Source organism: Fervidobacterium changbaicum, from assembly GCF_004117075.1.
Lineage (GTDB): Bacteria > Thermotogota > Thermotogae > Thermotogales > Fervidobacteriaceae > Fervidobacterium > Fervidobacterium islandicum.
The window spans coordinates 293,188-310,995 of the sequence record NZ_CP026721.1 but is presented as its reverse complement, the minus strand read 5'-3'; the positions used below and the strand labels follow the sequence as shown (position 1 = coordinate 310,995).

The window sequence follows — 17,808 nt, the reverse complement described above, 5'->3', positions numbered from 1 at the left end:
AAAAATTGAGGGCAGGACAACTTATGTCACCTTGGCTTTTAAGCCATTTAAGGAGTCTGTTGCCTGCCTTTAACCATGATTAGTTGGTTGGGCTTTCAGCCCTCGTCAGCATGGAGGATTGGTTCAGCAGGCTCCCTGCCCTCATCATTCGAAAGGAGGATTTTTCATGGATAACTTCCCTGTTTTCGTCGGCATCGATGTTTCCAAGGATAAGTTCAACGTCTGCGCTATCTCTAATCCCAGTTCCATCATCTTCGAATCTTCTTTCGATATGTCCAAACAAGGGTTTTCCTCCTTCGCAAACAAACTCTCTGCCTTCCCAAAACAATCCATCATCATCGCTATGGAATCTACTGGCTGTTATCATCTCAACCTTCTGGCTTTCCTTTCTTCCAACGACTTTGCTTGCGCTGTTTTTAATCCTCTAACTGTTAAAAACTTTGCTTCTCTTCGAAAGACCAAAACCGACAAAATCGATGCTCGCATTATCGCTACTGCTTTGTTTTACCTACAACATCAAATTCCTTCTTCTGCTTTTGTCAACTCTGAGCTTCGTGATATTGTCAGAGCACGCGAAAACATTATCCACCGCATCGCAAAAGTTAAAGGCAATATCGAAAAACTGCTCAACGTTCTTTTCCCTGAACTCGAAAGAGTTACCAATATCTACAGTGACACTATCCTCAATCTTCTTTCTCATTTCCCTTCTGCCAAGGCTATTCAAAAGGCTCGTAATCTGGATGTGTTCTTTTCCAAAGACCGTGGCAGAAGTACAAAACTTAATGCTCAAAAACTTAAAGAACTCGCTAATAACTCGATTGCTCAATATTGGCCGATGAAAGAAAAGATTCTTGTGCAAAATATCAAAGAACTACAATTTTTACAGCAACAGCTTGAAGAATACGACAAGATGATGAAAGAATATTGCGAATGTAGTGCGATAAACCTTGATATCGAGATACTCACGTCAATACCAGGTATTGGTGAAAACAGCGCGATGCATTTCTTGGCAGAAGTTGGAGATATCTCAAGATTTAGTACATACAAAAAACTCATTGCGTATTGTGGACTCGATCCAAGCATTGCCCAATCAGGCAAAAGCAAAGTAGAAGGACACATATCGAAAAGGGGCAATGCCCACCTAAGACGAATACTATGGCTAATGGCAGTGAGTGTAGTGATTCACAACGAATATTTCCGAACATACTATGAACGAAAAAGGCAGCAAGGTATACCGTACAAAAAAGCGATAATGTCAGTAGTACACAAGTTATTGCGAACGTTGTACGCAATGTTGAGAAAGAAAGAGAAGTTCAATATTGATTATGCTATCTCACACTCAAAACAAAAATTTAATTTTGCATAGTTGACTCCTTAATGCTGTTAAACATATCACCTGAGTTCTGTAACATGCATATTCACATCTACATTTTCTAAGGCAAGATGTTTTTTGAATGATTCGATTATCTTTTCCCTCACCATGGAAAAGGTCTCGGGAATGTTTATACCGTAACCAATCGCCACATAAAGGTCCAATGTGAGACCATCTGAGCTCTCCACAATGACAATATTGGATTCTTCAGAAGAGAAAACGCTTAAGACTTTCTGCAACCAGTTCTTGGCAGACACGTTTAACCTATCGGAAAGTTCTGTCAAAGCATAATACACTGTCTTCTTCAGGGCCCTTTCTGTTACTTCGATTTCTCCACACGTTCCTTGAAATTTCATCAAACTCACCTCCATTGAAAGAAAAATACTTGCGTACTTTAAGAAAAAGCAAGTTTAACTTTTTCTAAATTCATTTTACCACCATGTTAACAAAAAGTCAAATAAAAAGCACTTCTGCTAAAGTCCAGCAGAAGTGGCCGCACACGATTAATTATAACTGATCGCTCTATTTAAGAAGCCATGGGAAAAAGTAGTGTACAAAAAATAATGCGATAAGAACAAATCCCATGATTCTGTGATAAAATATCCACTTTTTACCTACTTTGTTTTTAAATAGAAAACCAACGAAAGCAAGTAGAATACCCAACCAGAGTATAAGTCCTGTGTGCAATCTTATAGTTCCAAGAGCGAGATAACCGTGAATGAATCCAACAATCAAAAGCGCTATCCCAGTGTACACATGAGCGCGCCTAAGGAACTTAAGAATTAGTGGGAACCAAGTAGGTTTTTTTGGCAGATATTTATAAATCCTTCTGAAAACAAATAGGGAAATCTGGAAAAATAACAGCACCGCACTTGTTATTCCCAAAATCTGATAAGTCATATGCATAGCACCTCTATTTCAATTTAGTTTAAAACCGACAAGCAGCCATTCTTGGCGCGGCTGACCGTCAAAAACGCTTCCCGATTGAATTCCTTGAGAATTTCTGGATATGTCGTAAACAAGCTCCTTAACTATTACAAATGGCTTGTTATCTTTTCCGTTGAATTTCGATATGCTCTTCTCATTGAAAACGTACAACCCGATTGCGTACAACTTGTTCAATAAACTAACGTGCCCCTGTAGGGATAGGATCTCGCTCGTTAGGTCTACTCCCATATCATGTCCGTAATGTTCTCCATTGCTGAACCTTTTCGAATACGTTGCGTCATATACAATTCCGAAAACAGAAACGTAAATCTTCTTATCCTTTTTTCCATTGTACTTGATCAATTCATCCGGGGTAAAGACAAGAACTCCGTACGATGGGAAGGACTTTATTCTTGATATTCCGTGAGGTGAAAGTTTCAAAATGTCGTAAGTCAAATCCTGACCAGCAACGTGTTGATTCTTGTGATTGCCTCCACTCCACGACTTTGATGAAGAAAGATCGTAAACAATACCGCTGACAGCGACCATTGTTGGTGCATTCTTACCGTTGTACTTAGAGAGCTCAGAAATGGTAATTCCAAGCAAGCCGACTATTTTGTCGTTTGAAAGCTGCTTAGCGTCTATTTCCGATAATTTCACTTGCTTCTTGGCAGGTGCAGAGGTGCCGAGATTGTAAACAACACCTTCAACAGATACCCATCCTGAAGCCTTTTGAAGCGTCTCAGAAGAGATGATTTTGTACTCTCCTTTGAACTTTTGAATATTGAAGTAGCTGTCTAAATGACCAGCCAAAAGAATGCTCGCTGACGCAATTAATAAAAACAAAACTGCTGTTAACTTGCTATTCCTCATGCTTTCACCTCCTAAGGACTGTGGTCTAAAATTATTATACCACAAACAAGCTTAGAAAAACCTAAGAAATTTTATTCTGTCTAAACAAAGACTTGAAATAACTTTCTTAAGTTAGTTTATATCTGCAAGACCATGTAAGAACTCTTCTCGTTAATTTTCAGTAGTTGTAGCTAAATATCTTATTCTCTCAACTTTTGAAACTTTGTCGTACCGTTTGTAATGGACAATGTTAGACCCTGTTAAAATTATGGTATAATCTTCTTGGTATGAAACAGCATCTGTTTGATGTTTTTTATTCCAACACGTGTGAAAGGGGGCGATGTCCGAATGGGTCCTACAAATTTTGTAAAGTTCCAGAAACAGCCGATGATGTTGAAAATGCTTTATGCACTCACACCTATACTTTTGTTTTCCATATTTGCTTACGGACTAAGAGTAATCTGGCTTGGTTTTTGGGTCTTTTTAACAGCAATTCTTGTAGAATACCTGTTCGAAAAGCGCAGGAACAAACCCGTAAGTCAAGCGGTTCTTGTGACAGCCATGCTGTTCTTACTTTCCCTACCACCATCTGTCCCATTTTGGGTCGCAGTAATTGGAATCGCCTTCGGCATAGCTTTTGGAAAGGAAGTCTACGGCGGATTTGGAAGAAATGTTTTTAATCCTGCAATTGTAGGTAGGTTGTTCATTTATATAACATTCCCACTTTACATGACAACCGGCTGGCTCAAACCATCTTTGTTTGGTTTGGACGCTACAACTTCCGCTACACCATTGCAGATTCTTAGAAACGGGGAAGGCGTAAATATGTGGAATCTGCTACTCGGTTGGCGTGCTGGTTCTTTAGGAGAAGCGCCCGTTTTCCTAATACTGCTGGCGGCAATTTACCTGATATGGACCAAAACAGCGAACTGGAGATTAATGGTTTCAACATATGGCTCAGCTGTATTACTTACGTTTTTGCTCGATGTTTTCAACGTTGCGAAAGCACTCCCTATACTTCCTGCAATCGTTTCTGGAAGCCTACTCTTTGTCACGGTATTCATGGCAACAGAACCTATTACCGCACCTAAGAAAATAAAGTCGATGTGGATTTACGGAATAATTATTGGATTTTCCGGAGTTATCATTCGAACCTTCTCCCTGTTCTCAGAGGGCTGGAGCTTTGCAATATTGATTGGAAATATGTTCGCCCCGCTTCTGGACGAAATTATCAAGGACAAGAAAACTAAGAAGGTTACCAAAACTACTGCTGGCAACGATGCTTCTGGGAAGAAGGTGGAAGCATGAAGTTCGACAGGGAAAGTAAGGTTTACACTGTTGTCTTTACGTTCATTACCTCGTTTATTTTTCTCGTTGTTCTTTCCGGATTAAATGTGTTAACAGCGCAGCAGGTTAAAAGAAATCAAGAGTTATTCACAATTCGAGCCGTTCTCAATGCTATGGGAATTCAGTATGCCAGCGATGAAGACGCGATCAATACTTTCAACTCGAAAGTTAAAGTGGAAACAAAGGACTCCTACAAGGTTTTTTCTTCAGAGGTGAACGGTGACATGATTTACGCAATACTGTTCAGCGGTAGCGGGCTGTGGGGAAACATATCAGGCGTTCTTGCTGTAAACAGCGATGTTTCAAAGGTTGTAGGCATAGATTTCATATCTCAAAGCGAAACACCCGGTTTAGGTGGGCGAATAGAAGAAAACTGGTTCAAAGAACAGTTTAGAAATGAATCAATAGTAGATGGAAAAGTAGTAGTCTCAACAACAAAGGTACCTGACTCTAAAGATGATGGTCAAGTTGATGCGATAACAGGTGCAACCTTGACTTCCAAATCTATAGAAAAGATAATCGCAACGTACATTCCTATACTTAAGTCATTACTGGGGGTGAACTGATATGTCAGATTTCAAAAAGATACTGAAAAATAACTTCTGGCTCGAAAACCCGGTAATTGTACAAATTCTGGGTATATGCTCAACGCTGGCTGTCACAAACAATCTGAGAAACACGCTTATAATGACTATCGGTGTCACACTCGTAACAGCCCTTTCCAACTTCACCATATCCGCAATGAGAAACCTTATTCCCAGAAAAGTCAGGATGATAACTCAAGTTCTCGTTATTTCTTTCTACGTTATCATGGTTGATATAGTCCTCAGAGCCTACGTGCCTGATGTGAGCAAAGCACTTGGACCATACGTTGGCTTGATAATCACGAACTGTATCATTATGGGACGCGCCGAAGCATTCGCACAAGGAAACAGACCACTTATTTCGTTCTGGGACGGCTTTACCGCAGGCCTTGGATACATGTTTGTTTTGGTTGTTGTTGCGTTTTTTAGGGAATTGCTGGGTTTCGGTACGGTTCTCGGAATCCAAGTGTTGCCTGCTTCCTTCCCTAAATGGACAATAATGGTTATGCCACCAAGCGCATTTTTCGTGCTGGCTTCTTTTATATGGATAGCAAGGGAGATGCAGATTAAAAAAGATATAAGCAAAACAAGTCAACCATCAGGAGGTGAAAAGAAATGATGTACCCAAATATTAACCCGTTGGTTCTCTTTTTCGCCTCAATTTTCACAAGTAATATCTTGTTGACTAATTTCCTTGGAATGTGTTCGTTTATATCCATTTCAAAAGATCTGAAGTCTTCAAACGGGCTTGGTATCGCTGTAACGCTTGTGATGACAATTACAACCGCTCTGAACTGGATTTTGGAAAGGTATGTTATCACCCCCATGGAACTTGGATATCTTAGGTACATAATCTACATCATCGTGATAGCTGCTGTTGTTCAAGTTCTTGAAATGATAATTGATAGGGTCTCTCCAAATCTATACATGGTACTCGGTATCTTCTTACCTTTGATAACAGTGAATTGTGCAATTTTAGGTGTTGCCCTGTTTATGCAACTTAGAAATTATTCCTTTATTCAGTCAGTCCTTTTCGGGCTTGGCAGTGGTATAGGGTGGTGGCTTGCTATAGTTCTTTTAGCTGCCATAAGAAAAAAGACGGAAAATGCACCGGTGCCCGCTCCACTTAAAGGTGTTGGGATAACACTCATAACTATCGGCATTATGGCTATGGCTTTCATCGGCTTTGCAGGTATGATTAACGTTCAGTAATTAGATTAGGGGTGATGTCAATGGAAATAATCGTTGCTCCTTTAGTTGTTTCCGTAATCAGTTCTGTTCTTGCTTTGATGATTGTTGTCGTTGATGGTATTGTTAACAACTACGGGGAAGTAGAAATCGATATAAACGATGGAAAGAAGAAGCTCAAGGTCAAAGGTGGAGCACCGCTTTTGCAAACACTTAGCTCAACTGGAATTTTTGTACCATCAGCATGTGGCGGGCGAGGTAGTTGCGGTGCATGTAAAGTGAAAGTGCTTTCTGATGTGGGACCACATTTGCCTACCGAACTACCGTACATGTCAAAAGATGAAATCAAAGAAAATATCCGCTTAGCTTGTCAGATAAAGTTGAAAAAGGACATAAAAATATACTTACCTGAAGAACTTTTCAATATAAGGAAATTCAAAGGTATAGTCGAAAATTTAAAGGATGTGACTTATGACATCAAAGAAGTTCGGATTCGGCTGGTCGAACCTAACGAGATAAACTTCAAAGCAGGTCAATACGTACAGTTGGTCATTCCACCGTACGAGAACATAAAGGAACCTACGCAAAGGGCATATTCTATATCATCTTCTCCAAGCGATAAGAACCACATTGAGTTATTGATAAGATTAGTGCCAGGCGGAATAGCGACCACGTACGTTCATAAGTACATGAAGGAAGGAGATGTAGTCGAAGTTGTAGGTCCGTTTGGAGAATTCTACATGAGAGACACAAACGCAGACATGATAATGGTGGCTGGTGGAAGCGGTATGGCACCGATAAAATCAATTATACTCGATATGTGGGAACGGGGAATTACCGATAGAAATGTGTGGTATTTCTTCGGTGCACGTAGTAAACGAGACCTCTACTACGTGGAACTATTCCAGGAGCTGGAAAAGAAATGGCCAAGGTTCCACTTTATCCCTGCCCTTTCAGAACCACTCCCTGAGGATGATTGGAAAGGCGAGGTTGGGTTGATTACAAATGTTTTGGATAAATATTTGTCAAGTGTAATACCAACCGACAATTCAAAGGAAGGATACCTGTGCGGTAGTCCAGGAATGATAAACGCGTGTATACAGGTGTTTGACAAGCACGGAATCAAAGATGTTTACTACGACAAATTCGCATAATTGACAGGGGGGGATAAGCATGAAAATGACTCCCAAATATATTAAAGCTCAAGAGAACATGAAACCTGGAAAAATCACAGCAGACGGCTTTTTGGGAGAAGATGATAGAAATATTGTAGACATAATAGCCGCAGATGAGGAAGAATTTCAGTACCTTGGCTTAGATTTCGTTGAAGTGGCAAAACTTATGAGAAAACTTATGAAGGAGGGCTTGAAAGGTCTTGGAGAACCGATAAAATATGATAAATGGGAGATAAGAGTGGATGAAGCAAGGGGATTTCTACCATGCCCGTTCCAGGATGGAATTTTCAGAAAGAGGGTTGCTGTCGTAAGGAACTTAAACAACGGTAAGGAAATCATGTTCAGTGAGTTATCAATACACTTGCTTGCTGCTCACCATTTCTTGCAGGGTAAAGGCGCAAAATTCAGGCTAGAACCAACTTTAATAAAAGCCGCGCTGTATGAATAAATATAACGCAAAAACTTTTCAAAGGGGGGTAGAGAACTATGAAAGTAACGTTCTTAGGACACGCAGCAGTTTTGATTAGCGAAATCGAAGGAAAGTACAACGTAATTATCGATCCATTCATCACTGGTAATCCTGCGTACCCAAAGGGATTCGAACTACCGAAGTTGGACTACATCTTGGTGACCCACGGTCATGGAGATCATGTTGGTGATGCGGTCGAACTATCAAAAAAATACGGTGCAACTGTCATTGCCAACTTCGAGTTGTGCAATTATCTCCAGTCCAAAGGTTGCAAGGTTCATCCGATGCATGTTGGTGGTGTTTATTATTTTGAATTCGGCAAAGTAAAACTGACACCAGCTATCCATGGATCTGGGATTCACGAGGGTGACAAGGTGATTTACGGTGGTAATCCTTGCGGATTCTTGATAAAAGCAGAAAGTAAAACCATATACCACGCAGGCGACACAGGATTAACAAAAGAAATGGAACTAATCAAAGGTGTAGACCTTGCATTTCTTCCAATCGGTGGAAACTTTGTCATGGATGTCGAGGATGCCATAGTAGCCGTTGAAATGATAAAGCCTAAAGTGGTCGTTCCAATGCACTATAACACATGGGACATCATCAAAGCTGATCCTGAAAGATTCAAAACCGAAGTTGAGAAGATGGGAATTAAGTGCATTATAATGAAGCCTGGTGAAACAATCGAATGTATGCAGTAATATGAAATGCGGAAGTCTATAAAAAAGGCTCGCTTGCGCGAGCCTTTTATTTATAAGTATGGTTTTAATTTGTTTTCTTTTCACGTGCTCTTTGGACCAAAGGTTTAGATGACTTTGCAGACCTGCCACTTTTTCCAACGTTCTTGTTCAGCACTTTCATAATGACTTCTGCATCAGCTTCGTTAACATCGATGAATGAATAAGTCTCGAAAATTCGCACATTGTTTATATCCTTCGGTTCTACACCAGTCTTTTCAGATATGTATTCAACAAGTCTCTTCTTATCTAAACCCTTAGAAGAACCAAGCGCTACAAATAGCCTTACTGTCGAGCTGTTTTGTGACTGTTTTGAGAAATCTTTTGCCTTGACGTTCCCGTAACGTGAAACATCAACTCTTTCTTTCAACAAAGTATGGAGCAGCATTTCGACAGCTTCCGTTGGTCCCATTTCTTCTATCAGCTTTTGAGCAACTTCCCTGAAAAGTTCGTTAGAAACGTGGGATTCTTTTCTAATGGTGCTGAGAATACCTTCGAGTTGTCTACTTAGTATATCCTCAACCATTGGAATTTTGTCTTTCACTATCTTAGCTCTTGCAAATCTCTTTACCCTTGTGAAATGGTAATAATCACTTCTTGTCACGAATGTGATAGCAAATCCTTTCTTACCTGCTCTTCCCGTCCGACCTATTCTGTGCACGTAATACTCTGGATCCCTAGGAACGGAGTAATTAATAACGTGGGTAAGTCCTTCTATATCTATTCCCCTTGCCGCAACATCCGTTGTCACGAGTATATTGAGCTGTTTTTTTCTGAACTTATCAAGAACCCTTTCCCTTTGAGATTGCGAATAATCTCCGTGTAATCCATCAGCATTGTAACCAAGGTCTGACAGTTTCTTTGAAATTTCATCCACTTCTGCTTTTGTTTGGCAAAAGACAATTCCATAAAAATCTGGGTTCATGTCGATTATTCTGCATAGAAGTGGTAATTTGTCACTTTCTTCAACTTCGAAATACAACTGCTCGGCATTTTCAGTCGTAAGCTCTTCCTTAACAGTTGATATATGCTCGTACTCTTTCATGAACTTTTTTGCTATATTTACTATCTCTTTTGGCATTGTTGCTGAGAACAGAAAAATTCTCTTCGAAGCTGGAGTTTGCTTAATTATCTCAAGTACATCGTCCAGAAATCCCATATCGAGCATTCTATCTGCTTCATCTAAGACCAGATATTTTACATTTGACAAATCAAGCGTCTTACGATTTATGTGGTCAAGCAACCTACCTGGTGTACCTACAACGATATCTACACCTCTTTCAAGGTCTTTGAGTTGTCTTTCCATTGATTGTCCACCGTAGACGGTTGCCACCTTGATACGTCGATTTCCTTTTAGGCTTTTTATTTCTTCGTATATCTGTAGCGCCAACTCTCTTGTCGGTGTTACAATCAGAGCTTTGACACTTTTGTCCGCTCTAAAGTCGATACGCTCAAGTAATGGTATAGCAAATGCAGCGGTCTTTCCCGTCCCTGTTTGCGCTTGTGCGATAATATCCTTGTCTGTCTTTAACGCTACGGGAAGTACTAACCGCTGAATCTCCGTTGGCTGAGTATAACCTTTCTTTTCAATCGCACCGAGTGTTTCTTCACTCAAACCAAAACCTTTGAAACCGTTTTCCGCTTCAGCACCTTGCGTAACCTCAACACTTCTTATCATATCTTTTTCCTACCTTTCTTCCCTGCGGGATTTGAAATTTTCCACCCCTCACCTTGCTTTCTTTACCTGTTAACCTGACTTGGGTGGTCATTTTCACACGCAAGGAGAAAGGAGTGGTGTGCTTTTCTGTGAGCACATTCTAAGCAAGTTTAACACACTTTCAACAAAGTACAATTAACATTTGATTAAGATTGATTACACTTCAAACTTCAGACAACCTGAGCTAGCAATACTTCCTTCATCTCACGGAGAGCAAAATTGTGCATATCTTTGTCGAAACTATTCACACAATTGGAATAAACAATCGTTTCTATACCTCTGTTCCTCAGTTCTTCAACGGTAAAAAGAACACAAATGTGTGTTACAAGACCACCAACATGGACCTTTTTAATACTCAAATCTTTAAGCAGATTCTCAAGATTTGTACCATAGAATGCAGAGTACCTACTCTTCTTTATTTCGTAAACTTTATCATATCCTTCCAGAGCTTCTTTCAGCTCATCCACAATTTCACTACCTTTTGTATCATGTAAACAGTGAACTCCCCAAATGCTAAATTCGTAGTCGTTATCCTCGTGCCAATCTCTTGTATAAATAATCGGTAATCCTTTTTGTTTAAACTCCTTGACAAGTTCGACGATAGGAAGGATGACATTCTCCGCACCGGGGAAATACAAAGCACCGCCCGGTTTTGCGAAATCATTCTGCACATCAACGATCAGTAGCGCCTCCATATTTTCACCTCCAGCAAGTTATTTTTCGCATTCTGTGTTTTCGTTAGAAAGCCTGTACTTAGCAATCGCTTTTAGAATCCTTTCCATAGTTTCCTCATCCGGAGCTTCAATTGTATGAAGATGAATTCCGTTTGAAATCTCAGAGAGTGGTTTTGTACCACTTGATGCTAAAAGGGAAACAAATTTTTCCACTTCATCCAAAGTAGATACATCAATCCTCCCAGTAATTTCGCCGTATACAGGATGTTCAACGATAACATCCAGAACCTTTCCACCATTTTCAACGATCCTTTTAAGTTCGTCGTAAATATCCTGCGAAGAGTGTTTTACTGCAATAACTCTACGCACTTTATTTCCCGCATCGTATATGTAACCATCTCTTGTGGAAACTATTCTATGGCCTTCTTCTCGTAGCTGTGCAATATCCGAAACTATGATTTGTCTGCTGACGTCAAAAAGCTCAGCTAAGTATTTCCCTTTCACTGGTGTCTTGCTCTTCTTAAGCAATTCCAAAATTTGATACTTTCTTTCCATGTCCATCACCTCAGTTCAATTATACACCTTTTCACAGAAAAAGTTAACAAATGAAAATAAAAAAGGGCGGTGTTGACCCCGCCCTTTGATCATATTGAAAATTGCTTTATTTTCTATTTTCTTTCCACTCTTGGCTTATCATCGTAAGATGTTATCTTTCCGCCAAGAACCTTCTGAATGTACTCAACCACAACATCGGCCATTACAAAGAACGTATCGTACCCTTTCTGACCTTTGAGCATCGTGTAACCGTCTCCACCAGCGGCCATGTAGTTGTTGGTCACGACTTTGTAGACTTTTTCTGGATCTATCGGCTTACCTTTTATGAGCACTTCTGTGAGTTTTCCACCTTCAGCTTTCCATGTTGCACCAGCAACTTGCAAAAATGCTCCTTGTCCATTCGGTACAGTTGCGGCGTATTCGAACACTTTCAACAACTCAGAACCTTTCATTTCTAAGACATAGAGAGTATTTCCAAATGGTAGCACAGTCAAAACGTCCCTGATCTTTATTTCACCAGGCTTGATTGATGCTCTGATTCCACCACCGTTTGTCAAGGCAACATCCGCACCTGTTTTCCAAAGCATTGAGTCTGTAATAAGGTTGGCGAGATTAGTTGTCTTTGATCTCACATCTGCTCTTTCACCGTTAAGTAAGATTTCCGTGTAGCCTATAACTGTGTCAAGTTTCGCTCCGCCAAGTTTCTTGAAGTAGTCAAGAGGATTTTTGACATACGGGGCTTCGGGCGTTACTACCTGGTAAATGTTCTTCCCAGATTCATCTTTTCCAACGACCTTTGACTGTACAACAGGAATCGCCTGCCATTCAATTTTTACTACCTTACCATCCTCAAAGTGTATATCAGCCTTTCCAAGCACTTTTGCCCATTCAAAAGCCTGGACTATAGGAACACCGTTTACGACCATCGGCTGCTTGAGATCTGTATGGCTGTGTCCGTCGATTATGAGGTCTATACCAGGAACCTCTTTAGCGAGTTGGTCTGCTGTGGTGTAGAGTTCGGAGTATCCCTGACCAACACCAAGGTGCGTTAGTGCAATAACAATATCCGCTTGTTTTCTAACTTCAGGTATCAACGTTTTTGCAACCTCGATCACGTTCTTGAATTCCAGATCCTCAGAATTTGGACCTTCAAGAATCCTTGTGTGCTCCGTTGTAAATCCCACTATCGCTACTCTTATTCCACCTACGTTCTTTATTATGTAAGGTGTGAAGTATGGCTTACCGTCTTTGTATATGTTTGCGCTTAAGAACGGGAATTTGGCCCAGCTCATCTGTCTGAGAAGTACGTCTCTTGGTTTATCAAATTCGTGATTACCAATGGCCATCGCATCAAGTTTCATTCTGTTCAGCACGAATATATCAGGTAGTGCGTTTAGTAAGTCTGATTCAGGTACTCCTGTGTTAATATCACCTGCATGAAGGAAGAGGACGTACGGATTGGCTTTCCTTTCAGCATCAATCATGGTTGCTACCGTTGAGAACCCACCTATGATATTCCCTGCACTATCGGTGAAAGGCCAAGCATGACCATGTGTATCGTTGATATGAAAGACCGTAATCTTAACCGCGAGTGCAAGTAGACTGACCAAGAGTAACAATACAACAAGATATCTCTTCATAACTTTCGCCCTCCTTCTTTAAAATGTGGTTCAAGTATTGCGGGTAGATAATTATAGCATTTTGATAGAAAATATCCAAACATCACAGGAACTACTAAAAAAGTTTTTCGATTAGACTCATAGCGATTTCTAAAACAAACAGAAGTATAATCATCCATTCTAACAAATTCGCTTTACTTTCACCATGAATTTCAAGGAGCACGCTGGCAACTTCAAAGGCGTGGTCAAGCTTTGTTGTGACGTTCTTGTACCTTCTCGATAATTCGTAATATCTTGAAAGTTTTTGATAAAGTTGGTCGTAAAGTTCGCTCTCCCATGTGATATCTGGTTTATCAAGAATCATGACGTCCGAAAGTATTTCATGTCTTGTTTTCAGTATTTTCATCGCAAGTCCTAAAGCCTTCTTCCCCTTAGCAAACTTGCCCTTTTCGGACAAAAATTTCTCAATCTCATCTATCAGCAGTTCTGTTTTTTGTTCGATCCTGTGTAATGAGACACTTTGCGCTAAAACAAAGGCGGTAGTTGAGATGACCCCATCATCTATTCGTGGTACGTACACCTTGTCTTCTGAAACTTCAATTCCCTTTTCTTTGTTAAGTATGACCTCCAAGAGCTCTGCCGATGTATGTTTAACCATTCCTATAACGTAATCGTCAAGCTCTGAAACAAGGGTGTTGAACTGTGTACTTGGAACATTTAAACCCACGACCGCACCGAAAGAATAAACAAACACCGTACCTTGAGCATACTTAAACTTGAAAGGCTCTTCCCATCTTATATACTCTACATGTGATGACTTTTCTCGCATTAATCTTTTAATATCTATATCGTCTCCTAAATCAAGTGCTATAAATTTGTACTGCAAAATTCCAACCTCCTACTTCTTTACCTACTCTGTCTTTTTTGCGCTTTGGATTTCACATTGTCACTACTTCACTTGCTTGCGTACTTCCATTATATTCTCGATCTGTTCAATTATAGTTAAATTTCCATAAGAATATACGATCTTTCCTCCCGTCAAGACGAAAGGTTCAGAACTTCTAAAGTAGTAATACCTTGGCAAGTGATAACCTATTGGTAAAACCACGGTGAGTCTGCCTTGTTGTTTTTTGATAAGTGGTCTTTCTTTGAAGAAGATATAGATCGTATCCCCACTTTCTGATGCCCACTGATTTCTCAAGAAGGGATAGTATTGTTTCATTGTCAGGAGAAAAGACCTTAGACTTTCGTACATATCCGCCCATGTTTTCTTTTCTGGATTACGATCGTTTGAGAAAAGATCATCCGGATGGAGAAAATACTGGTATGTACCTAACATCATTAAAGAAAGAACAGAGTTTGCGATTAGTTTCTCCTTTGGATAATATCCATACGTCGTTCTTGGTACGACGACAACCTTATCAAAGAGTATTTCAAATTCCGATAGTGTTCCACTACCTCTGTACGTAGTTCCCACAATTTTCAAACTAGGGAATGTCTTCAGCAACCTTTCCACACCAAAAGCGTCTATTATATTGTCCGGCGCAACGTATGCATAAGGTACATATGTCTCTCCTAAGGTGTTCTTAAGGAAAATCTTGAATATGGAAAGTGCAAGATCAAGCTGCTCAGCTTTCCAGCGTTCTGATGTTAATGGGATGTGATTGTAACCGTGTATACCTATTTCGAAGTTACTGTTAATTAACTCTTTCAAAGCCAAAAGTTGTTGTGGTGTATTTGCGTACTCTTGAAAGCTAAAAGGCCAGGTAATCGCAGCGTTGTAATTCGCTACAAAAAATGTTGTGTACTTTATCCCGAGTTCTGCAGCCAGCTGTTTCATTGATGGCCACCATATGTTGTAATAAAAATCGTTATCTGTAATATCTCCAAACTCTCTTGTTAGGATATCCAGCTTCCTATTGTACGCTGGTAAGGGGAAATCGTCGAGATGCATAGACCAGCTGTTCACTATGGGTTGTATGGAAAAAGGCACCTGGGAAAGAACGCTTTGGATTAAAAGCCCTCTAAGCTCTTTTCTCACAAGGTCGATCGGGTAGTATATGATTTGACCCAAACCAGACACTATTTTCCAAACCAATCCGCCACCTTGCGATGAAGTTACAAGCAAAGTGGCACCACTTGGAGGAATTTGAAAAGATACGTTCCTAGCAAAGGATATGTAAAAATCTGGAGGCGTCGGGAAGAGTTCTTTGTCCAATGTTAAAGAGTCAATCTGCTTTTGCGTGTTGCCCTTACCTATAACAGCAACGGTTCCACCATCCATTATGTATTTGAGCAACTTTGCATCAGTAATCGGAAATTCCCAGTTGTAAAGTATCACTAGGTCGTAACTAGAAAGGACCGGAACGATGGAACTTTTCCAGTCGTAATCAAGTAATGTATAATCCAGAGCCTTTTGCAATTCATAGTTCTCCTTGCCAACCACCAAAACTCTAAAAGAACCATCACTACCGTAAATTAATGTTGCAAGTAGGTGTGGAAGGTCAATTGTGAGTTTTCCATCATCGTCGAAGAGATAGCTATAACTTATTATTGCACCGAGATTGCTAAGAATGGCCATATCATATGTATTACCATCTTCTGCAAGAACTTGTATCAAACTCTTAGAATAAGGGCTTATCAGTTTGTACCTCTCAACATCTCTGAGCTTTTCAAATTTCAGACTACTTACTGCTGAGTAATTGTTATCAACGATTACCTTAAGTGGCGTAACTTTTTTCCAGCTAAATGTGTAAGAAATTCCGAGTAAATTGTAAAGAGAATTTATCTCAGCAAGCCCGGGGTGATTAGTCCCAGATGCATCAATACTCGCTCCTAAGTTGTTGACGATAAGAATCTTACCACCGTTAACGACAAAATAGGTCAATTTTTCCAAGTACCTTTTTGCGTTTACCATTTGAGGACTGTAATAACAAGTGACTATCAAATTATAAGGAGTGAGGTCCATAGACGGAAAATCTATCGATTCGACATCTAGTACGTCGTACGTTTCGATGAGTTCTTTCAAAACCGGTGCGAAATATTTCATGAGGATGTTGTAGCCGTAACCCTGCTCTGACCCTTTGTACAGCAACAAAGCTTTTGCTTCAACAAAAGAAGATGTTCCTAACATCAGTAGCAAGAAGACTAACAAGGTTAAAGTGCTGAAGATCCTACGATGCTCACAGCACGCTTTACACATTTCCTAACACCTCTTCGTAAAGACTTCTATAAGAATCTATCATTTTTTCCAAAGTGTATTTTTCACTTACCACTTTCCTGCCATTTTGTGCAAAAGTTTCACGTAACGATTTATCCTTTGCCAAAATGATCAGCTTTTCTGCCATTGCTACGTAATCTTTTGGTTCAACTACGAATCCCGACTGACCATCAGGGTCAAGCGCAATTTCTGGACAATTACCAACGTTTGTTACAACAACAGGTAGTCCTGCAGCCATAGCTTCGAGTTGGACAAGTGGTTGTCCTTCCGATATGCTGCTCATCAAGAGTACGTCCATCATTCCGTAGTATTTAAGCACATTTGCTCTCCCGGTAAAAATAACCTTATCGCCCAAATCTAACAATTCAACCAATTCTAAGCACCTGTGGTAATATTCCTCATCTTCGTCCGTGGGACCTATAATGTACAACCGCGAATTCGGAATTTCCTTGACTAATGCATCAAAAGCCTTTATTCCAGTTAAAATATCTTTTATCGGAACCACTCTTCCAACCATAGCCACATTGAAGGTATCGTGTTCTACCTTACTTATGCTTGAAAACTTTTTCACGTCTATACCGTTTGGTATAACTCGCATTTTTTTGAAATCGGCACCCAATTCAAACTGAAATATCTGGTTCTTCTCGAACAACGTTGTCAGCGCGTCACACTCTGCATAGGCAGTTTCACTGATGAGTTTAAAAATTTCTATCCAAGGCTTTTTATACACATCTGGTACACTCGTTGATTTTATAATCTCTATCTCCCTTTCTCTATGGTAAATACCATGTTCTGTGACTATTAATTTTCCACCATGGTAATATTTTCCACTGAGGGCACTCAAAACAGCATAACCTGTCGTTGTAGAGTGGTAGATGTCAGCCTTTGGAGGTAGTGCTTGGATAGCACCGAGAATAGGGATTACGAAGCCGATAATGGTCCAGTAAAACCCTGGGAAGCCTTCTTCGTGGAAATAACGAATGTAGATCTCCTGCAAAAAATTCCAAAAACTTTTGCTCAACAACATATAATCAACGTGTTTACCCGCTGCAGTTCTCAATATACTGGCGAAGAACTTAGCTCTTTCTTCTTTCAGTCCAATAAGTTGCCTTACGTACTTTACCAAATCTCTTTCGTTAAAAGCGATGTCTCTTTTCGAGAAGTCGCTTGAAAAAAGGAGATATTCGTATATGTGCTTCAAATTTTTCGGCATCTTATAACCAAAAGGACGCGTCCACTTCCATGGAGCTAAGTGGACGACGTCGAATTGAATATCTGGCATATTTTCAATTAACATCTGTATCCAGGATGAGACCCCTCCGGTTATATACGGATAAGTTCCCTCGACTATAATGCATACATGCATGAA

General features: G+C 40.1%; 18 protein-coding genes. 8 read left to right on the top strand and 10 right to left on the bottom strand.

The window, feature by feature from the left end:
- Window positions 1-166 precede the first annotated feature (166 nt).
- The gene (locus CBS1_RS01475; RefSeq protein WP_241685540.1) at window positions 167-1,366 is read left to right on the top strand and encodes an IS110 family RNA-guided transposase; all 1,200 of its coding nucleotides are present in this window, start codon (window positions 167-169) and stop codon (window positions 1,364-1,366) included.
- Window positions 1,367-1,392: 26 nt separating this feature from the next.
- Here CBS1_RS01475 and CBS1_RS01470 read toward each other — a convergent pair whose 3' ends face one another.
- The 3 genes from CBS1_RS01470 to CBS1_RS01460 form a co-directional block, all read right to left on the bottom strand.
- On the bottom strand, window positions 1,393-1,728 hold the full coding sequence (locus CBS1_RS01470; protein WP_033190951.1) for an Asp23/Gls24 family envelope stress response protein: 336 nt from the start codon (window positions 1,726-1,728) through the stop codon (window positions 1,393-1,395).
- Between the two features lie 166 nt (window positions 1,729-1,894).
- On the bottom strand, window positions 1,895-2,272 hold the full coding sequence (locus CBS1_RS01465) for a hypothetical protein (RefSeq protein WP_090222760.1): 378 nt from the start codon (window positions 2,270-2,272) through the stop codon (window positions 1,895-1,897).
- Window positions 2,273-2,290: 18 nt separating this feature from the next.
- Entirely contained in the window at window positions 2,291-3,172 is an 882-nt protein-coding gene (locus CBS1_RS01460; RefSeq protein WP_052107023.1) for a cytochrome b5 domain-containing protein, read from the bottom strand.
- Between the two features lie 327 nt (window positions 3,173-3,499).
- Here CBS1_RS01460 and CBS1_RS01455 point away from each other — a divergent pair, with 327 nt between their 5' ends.
- The 7 genes from CBS1_RS01455 to CBS1_RS01425 are packed head-to-tail and all read left to right on the top strand — an operon-like array spanning window position 3,500 to window position 8,618.
- Window positions 3,500-4,459: an RnfABCDGE type electron transport complex subunit D gene (locus CBS1_RS01455; protein WP_090222758.1), complete on the top strand. Its 960-nt coding sequence runs from the start codon at window positions 3,500-3,502 to the stop codon at window positions 4,457-4,459.
- Window positions 4,456-5,064, top strand: a complete 609-nt coding sequence (locus CBS1_RS01450; RefSeq protein WP_090222757.1) for an FMN-binding protein — start codon at window positions 4,456-4,458, stop codon at window positions 5,062-5,064. Before CBS1_RS01455 ends, CBS1_RS01450 begins: the two co-directional genes overlap by 4 nt.
- 1 nt (window position 5,065) lies before the next feature.
- The gene (locus CBS1_RS01445; RefSeq protein ID WP_090222755.1) at window positions 5,066-5,701 is read left to right on the top strand and encodes an NADH:ubiquinone reductase (Na(+)-transporting) subunit D; all 636 of its coding nucleotides are present in this window, start codon (window positions 5,066-5,068) and stop codon (window positions 5,699-5,701) included.
- A complete protein-coding gene (locus CBS1_RS01440) occupies window positions 5,698-6,294 on the top strand; it encodes an NADH:ubiquinone reductase (Na(+)-transporting) subunit E (protein ID WP_236938608.1) in 597 nt (198 codons plus the stop codon). The genes CBS1_RS01445 and CBS1_RS01440 overlap by 4 nt, the downstream gene beginning before the upstream one ends.
- Before the next feature lie 20 nt (window positions 6,295-6,314).
- Window positions 6,315-7,424: an NADH:ubiquinone reductase (Na(+)-transporting) subunit F gene (locus tag CBS1_RS01435; protein WP_090222753.1), complete on the top strand. Its 1,110-nt coding sequence runs from the start codon at window positions 6,315-6,317 to the stop codon at window positions 7,422-7,424.
- A gap of 19 nt (window positions 7,425-7,443) precedes the next feature.
- Window positions 7,444-7,893, top strand: coding sequence for a hypothetical protein (locus CBS1_RS01430; RefSeq protein WP_090222751.1), 450 nt, complete (start codon window positions 7,444-7,446; stop codon window positions 7,891-7,893).
- A gap of 38 nt (window positions 7,894-7,931) precedes the next feature.
- Window positions 7,932-8,618: a metal-dependent hydrolase gene (locus CBS1_RS01425; RefSeq protein WP_090222749.1), complete on the top strand. Its 687-nt coding sequence runs from the start codon at window positions 7,932-7,934 to the stop codon at window positions 8,616-8,618.
- A 64-nt stretch (window positions 8,619-8,682) separates the two neighbouring features.
- Here the strand turns inward: CBS1_RS01425 and CBS1_RS01420 are convergent, their stop codons facing one another.
- The 7 genes from CBS1_RS01420 to pelF form a co-directional block, all read right to left on the bottom strand.
- Complete coding sequence (locus CBS1_RS01420) at window positions 8,683-10,332, bottom strand: DEAD/DEAH box helicase (protein WP_090222747.1); 1,650 nt, start codon at window positions 10,330-10,332, stop codon at window positions 8,683-8,685.
- A 209-nt stretch (window positions 10,333-10,541) separates the two neighbouring features.
- Entirely contained in the window at window positions 10,542-11,066 is a 525-nt protein-coding gene (locus CBS1_RS01415) for a cysteine hydrolase family protein (protein ID WP_033190944.1), read from the bottom strand.
- Window positions 11,067-11,084: 18 nt separating this feature from the next.
- Window positions 11,085-11,600 carry a transcription repressor NadR gene (locus CBS1_RS01410; RefSeq protein WP_090222746.1) on the bottom strand — a complete coding sequence of 172 codons (516 nt, stop codon included), beginning with the start codon at window positions 11,598-11,600 and terminating at the stop codon, window positions 11,085-11,087.
- A gap of 113 nt (window positions 11,601-11,713) precedes the next feature.
- Window positions 11,714-13,240 (bottom strand): bifunctional UDP-sugar hydrolase/5'-nucleotidase, encoded by a 1,527-nt coding sequence (locus tag CBS1_RS01405; RefSeq protein ID WP_090222744.1) that lies wholly within the window; start codon window positions 13,238-13,240, stop codon window positions 11,714-11,716.
- A 94-nt stretch (window positions 13,241-13,334) separates the two neighbouring features.
- Complete coding sequence (locus tag CBS1_RS01400; RefSeq protein ID WP_033190941.1) at window positions 13,335-14,105, bottom strand: RMD1 family protein; 771 nt, start codon at window positions 14,103-14,105, stop codon at window positions 13,335-13,337.
- A 63-nt stretch (window positions 14,106-14,168) separates the two neighbouring features.
- Entirely contained in the window at window positions 14,169-16,421 is a 2,253-nt protein-coding gene (locus tag CBS1_RS01395) for a DUF2194 domain-containing protein (protein WP_090222743.1), read from the bottom strand.
- A complete protein-coding gene (gene pelF / locus CBS1_RS01390; protein ID WP_090222741.1) occupies window positions 16,414-17,805 on the bottom strand; it encodes a GT4 family glycosyltransferase PelF in 1,392 nt (463 codons plus the stop codon). Before pelF ends, CBS1_RS01395 begins: the two co-directional genes overlap by 8 nt.
- Window positions 17,806-17,808 lie beyond the last annotated feature (3 nt).

Excerpts from the sequence above, each read along its gene's own strand:
- CBS1_RS01475 (WP_241685540.1), top strand. The coding sequence starts at position 167 with ATGGATAACTTCCCTGTTTTCGTCGGCATCGATGTTTCCAAGGATAAG.
- CBS1_RS01470 (WP_033190951.1), bottom strand. The coding sequence starts at position 1,728 with ATGAAATTTCAAGGAACGTGTGGAGAAATCGAAGTAACAGAAAGGGCC.
- CBS1_RS01465 (WP_090222760.1), bottom strand. The coding sequence starts at position 2,272 with ATGACTTATCAGATTTTGGGAATAACAAGTGCGGTGCTGTTATTTTTC.
- CBS1_RS01460 (WP_052107023.1), bottom strand. The coding sequence starts at position 3,172 with ATGAGGAATAGCAAGTTAACAGCAGTTTTGTTTTTATTAATTGCGTCA.
- CBS1_RS01455 (WP_090222758.1), top strand. The coding sequence starts at position 3,500 with ATGGGTCCTACAAATTTTGTAAAGTTCCAGAAACAGCCGATGATGTTG.
- CBS1_RS01450 (WP_090222757.1), top strand. The coding sequence starts at position 4,456 with ATGAAGTTCGACAGGGAAAGTAAGGTTTACACTGTTGTCTTTACGTTC.
- CBS1_RS01445 (WP_090222755.1), top strand. The coding sequence starts at position 5,066 with ATGTCAGATTTCAAAAAGATACTGAAAAATAACTTCTGGCTCGAAAAC.
- CBS1_RS01440 (WP_236938608.1), top strand. The coding sequence starts at position 5,698 with ATGATGTACCCAAATATTAACCCGTTGGTTCTCTTTTTCGCCTCAATT.
- CBS1_RS01435 (WP_090222753.1), top strand. The coding sequence starts at position 6,315 with ATGGAAATAATCGTTGCTCCTTTAGTTGTTTCCGTAATCAGTTCTGTT.
- CBS1_RS01430 (WP_090222751.1), top strand. The coding sequence starts at position 7,444 with ATGAAAATGACTCCCAAATATATTAAAGCTCAAGAGAACATGAAACCT.
- CBS1_RS01425 (WP_090222749.1), top strand. The coding sequence starts at position 7,932 with ATGAAAGTAACGTTCTTAGGACACGCAGCAGTTTTGATTAGCGAAATC.
- CBS1_RS01420 (WP_090222747.1), bottom strand. The coding sequence starts at position 10,332 with ATGATAAGAAGTGTTGAGGTTACGCAAGGTGCTGAAGCGGAAAACGGT.
- CBS1_RS01415 (WP_033190944.1), bottom strand. The coding sequence starts at position 11,066 with ATGGAGGCGCTACTGATCGTTGATGTGCAGAATGATTTCGCAAAACCG.
- CBS1_RS01410 (WP_090222746.1), bottom strand. The coding sequence starts at position 11,600 with ATGGAAAGAAAGTATCAAATTTTGGAATTGCTTAAGAAGAGCAAGACA.
- CBS1_RS01405 (WP_090222744.1), bottom strand. The coding sequence starts at position 13,240 with ATGAAGAGATATCTTGTTGTATTGTTACTCTTGGTCAGTCTACTTGCA.
- CBS1_RS01395 (WP_090222743.1), bottom strand. The coding sequence starts at position 16,421 with ATGTGTAAAGCGTGCTGTGAGCATCGTAGGATCTTCAGCACTTTAACC.
- pelF (WP_090222741.1), bottom strand. The coding sequence starts at position 17,805 with ATGCATGTATGCATTATAGTCGAGGGAACTTATCCGTATATAACCGGA.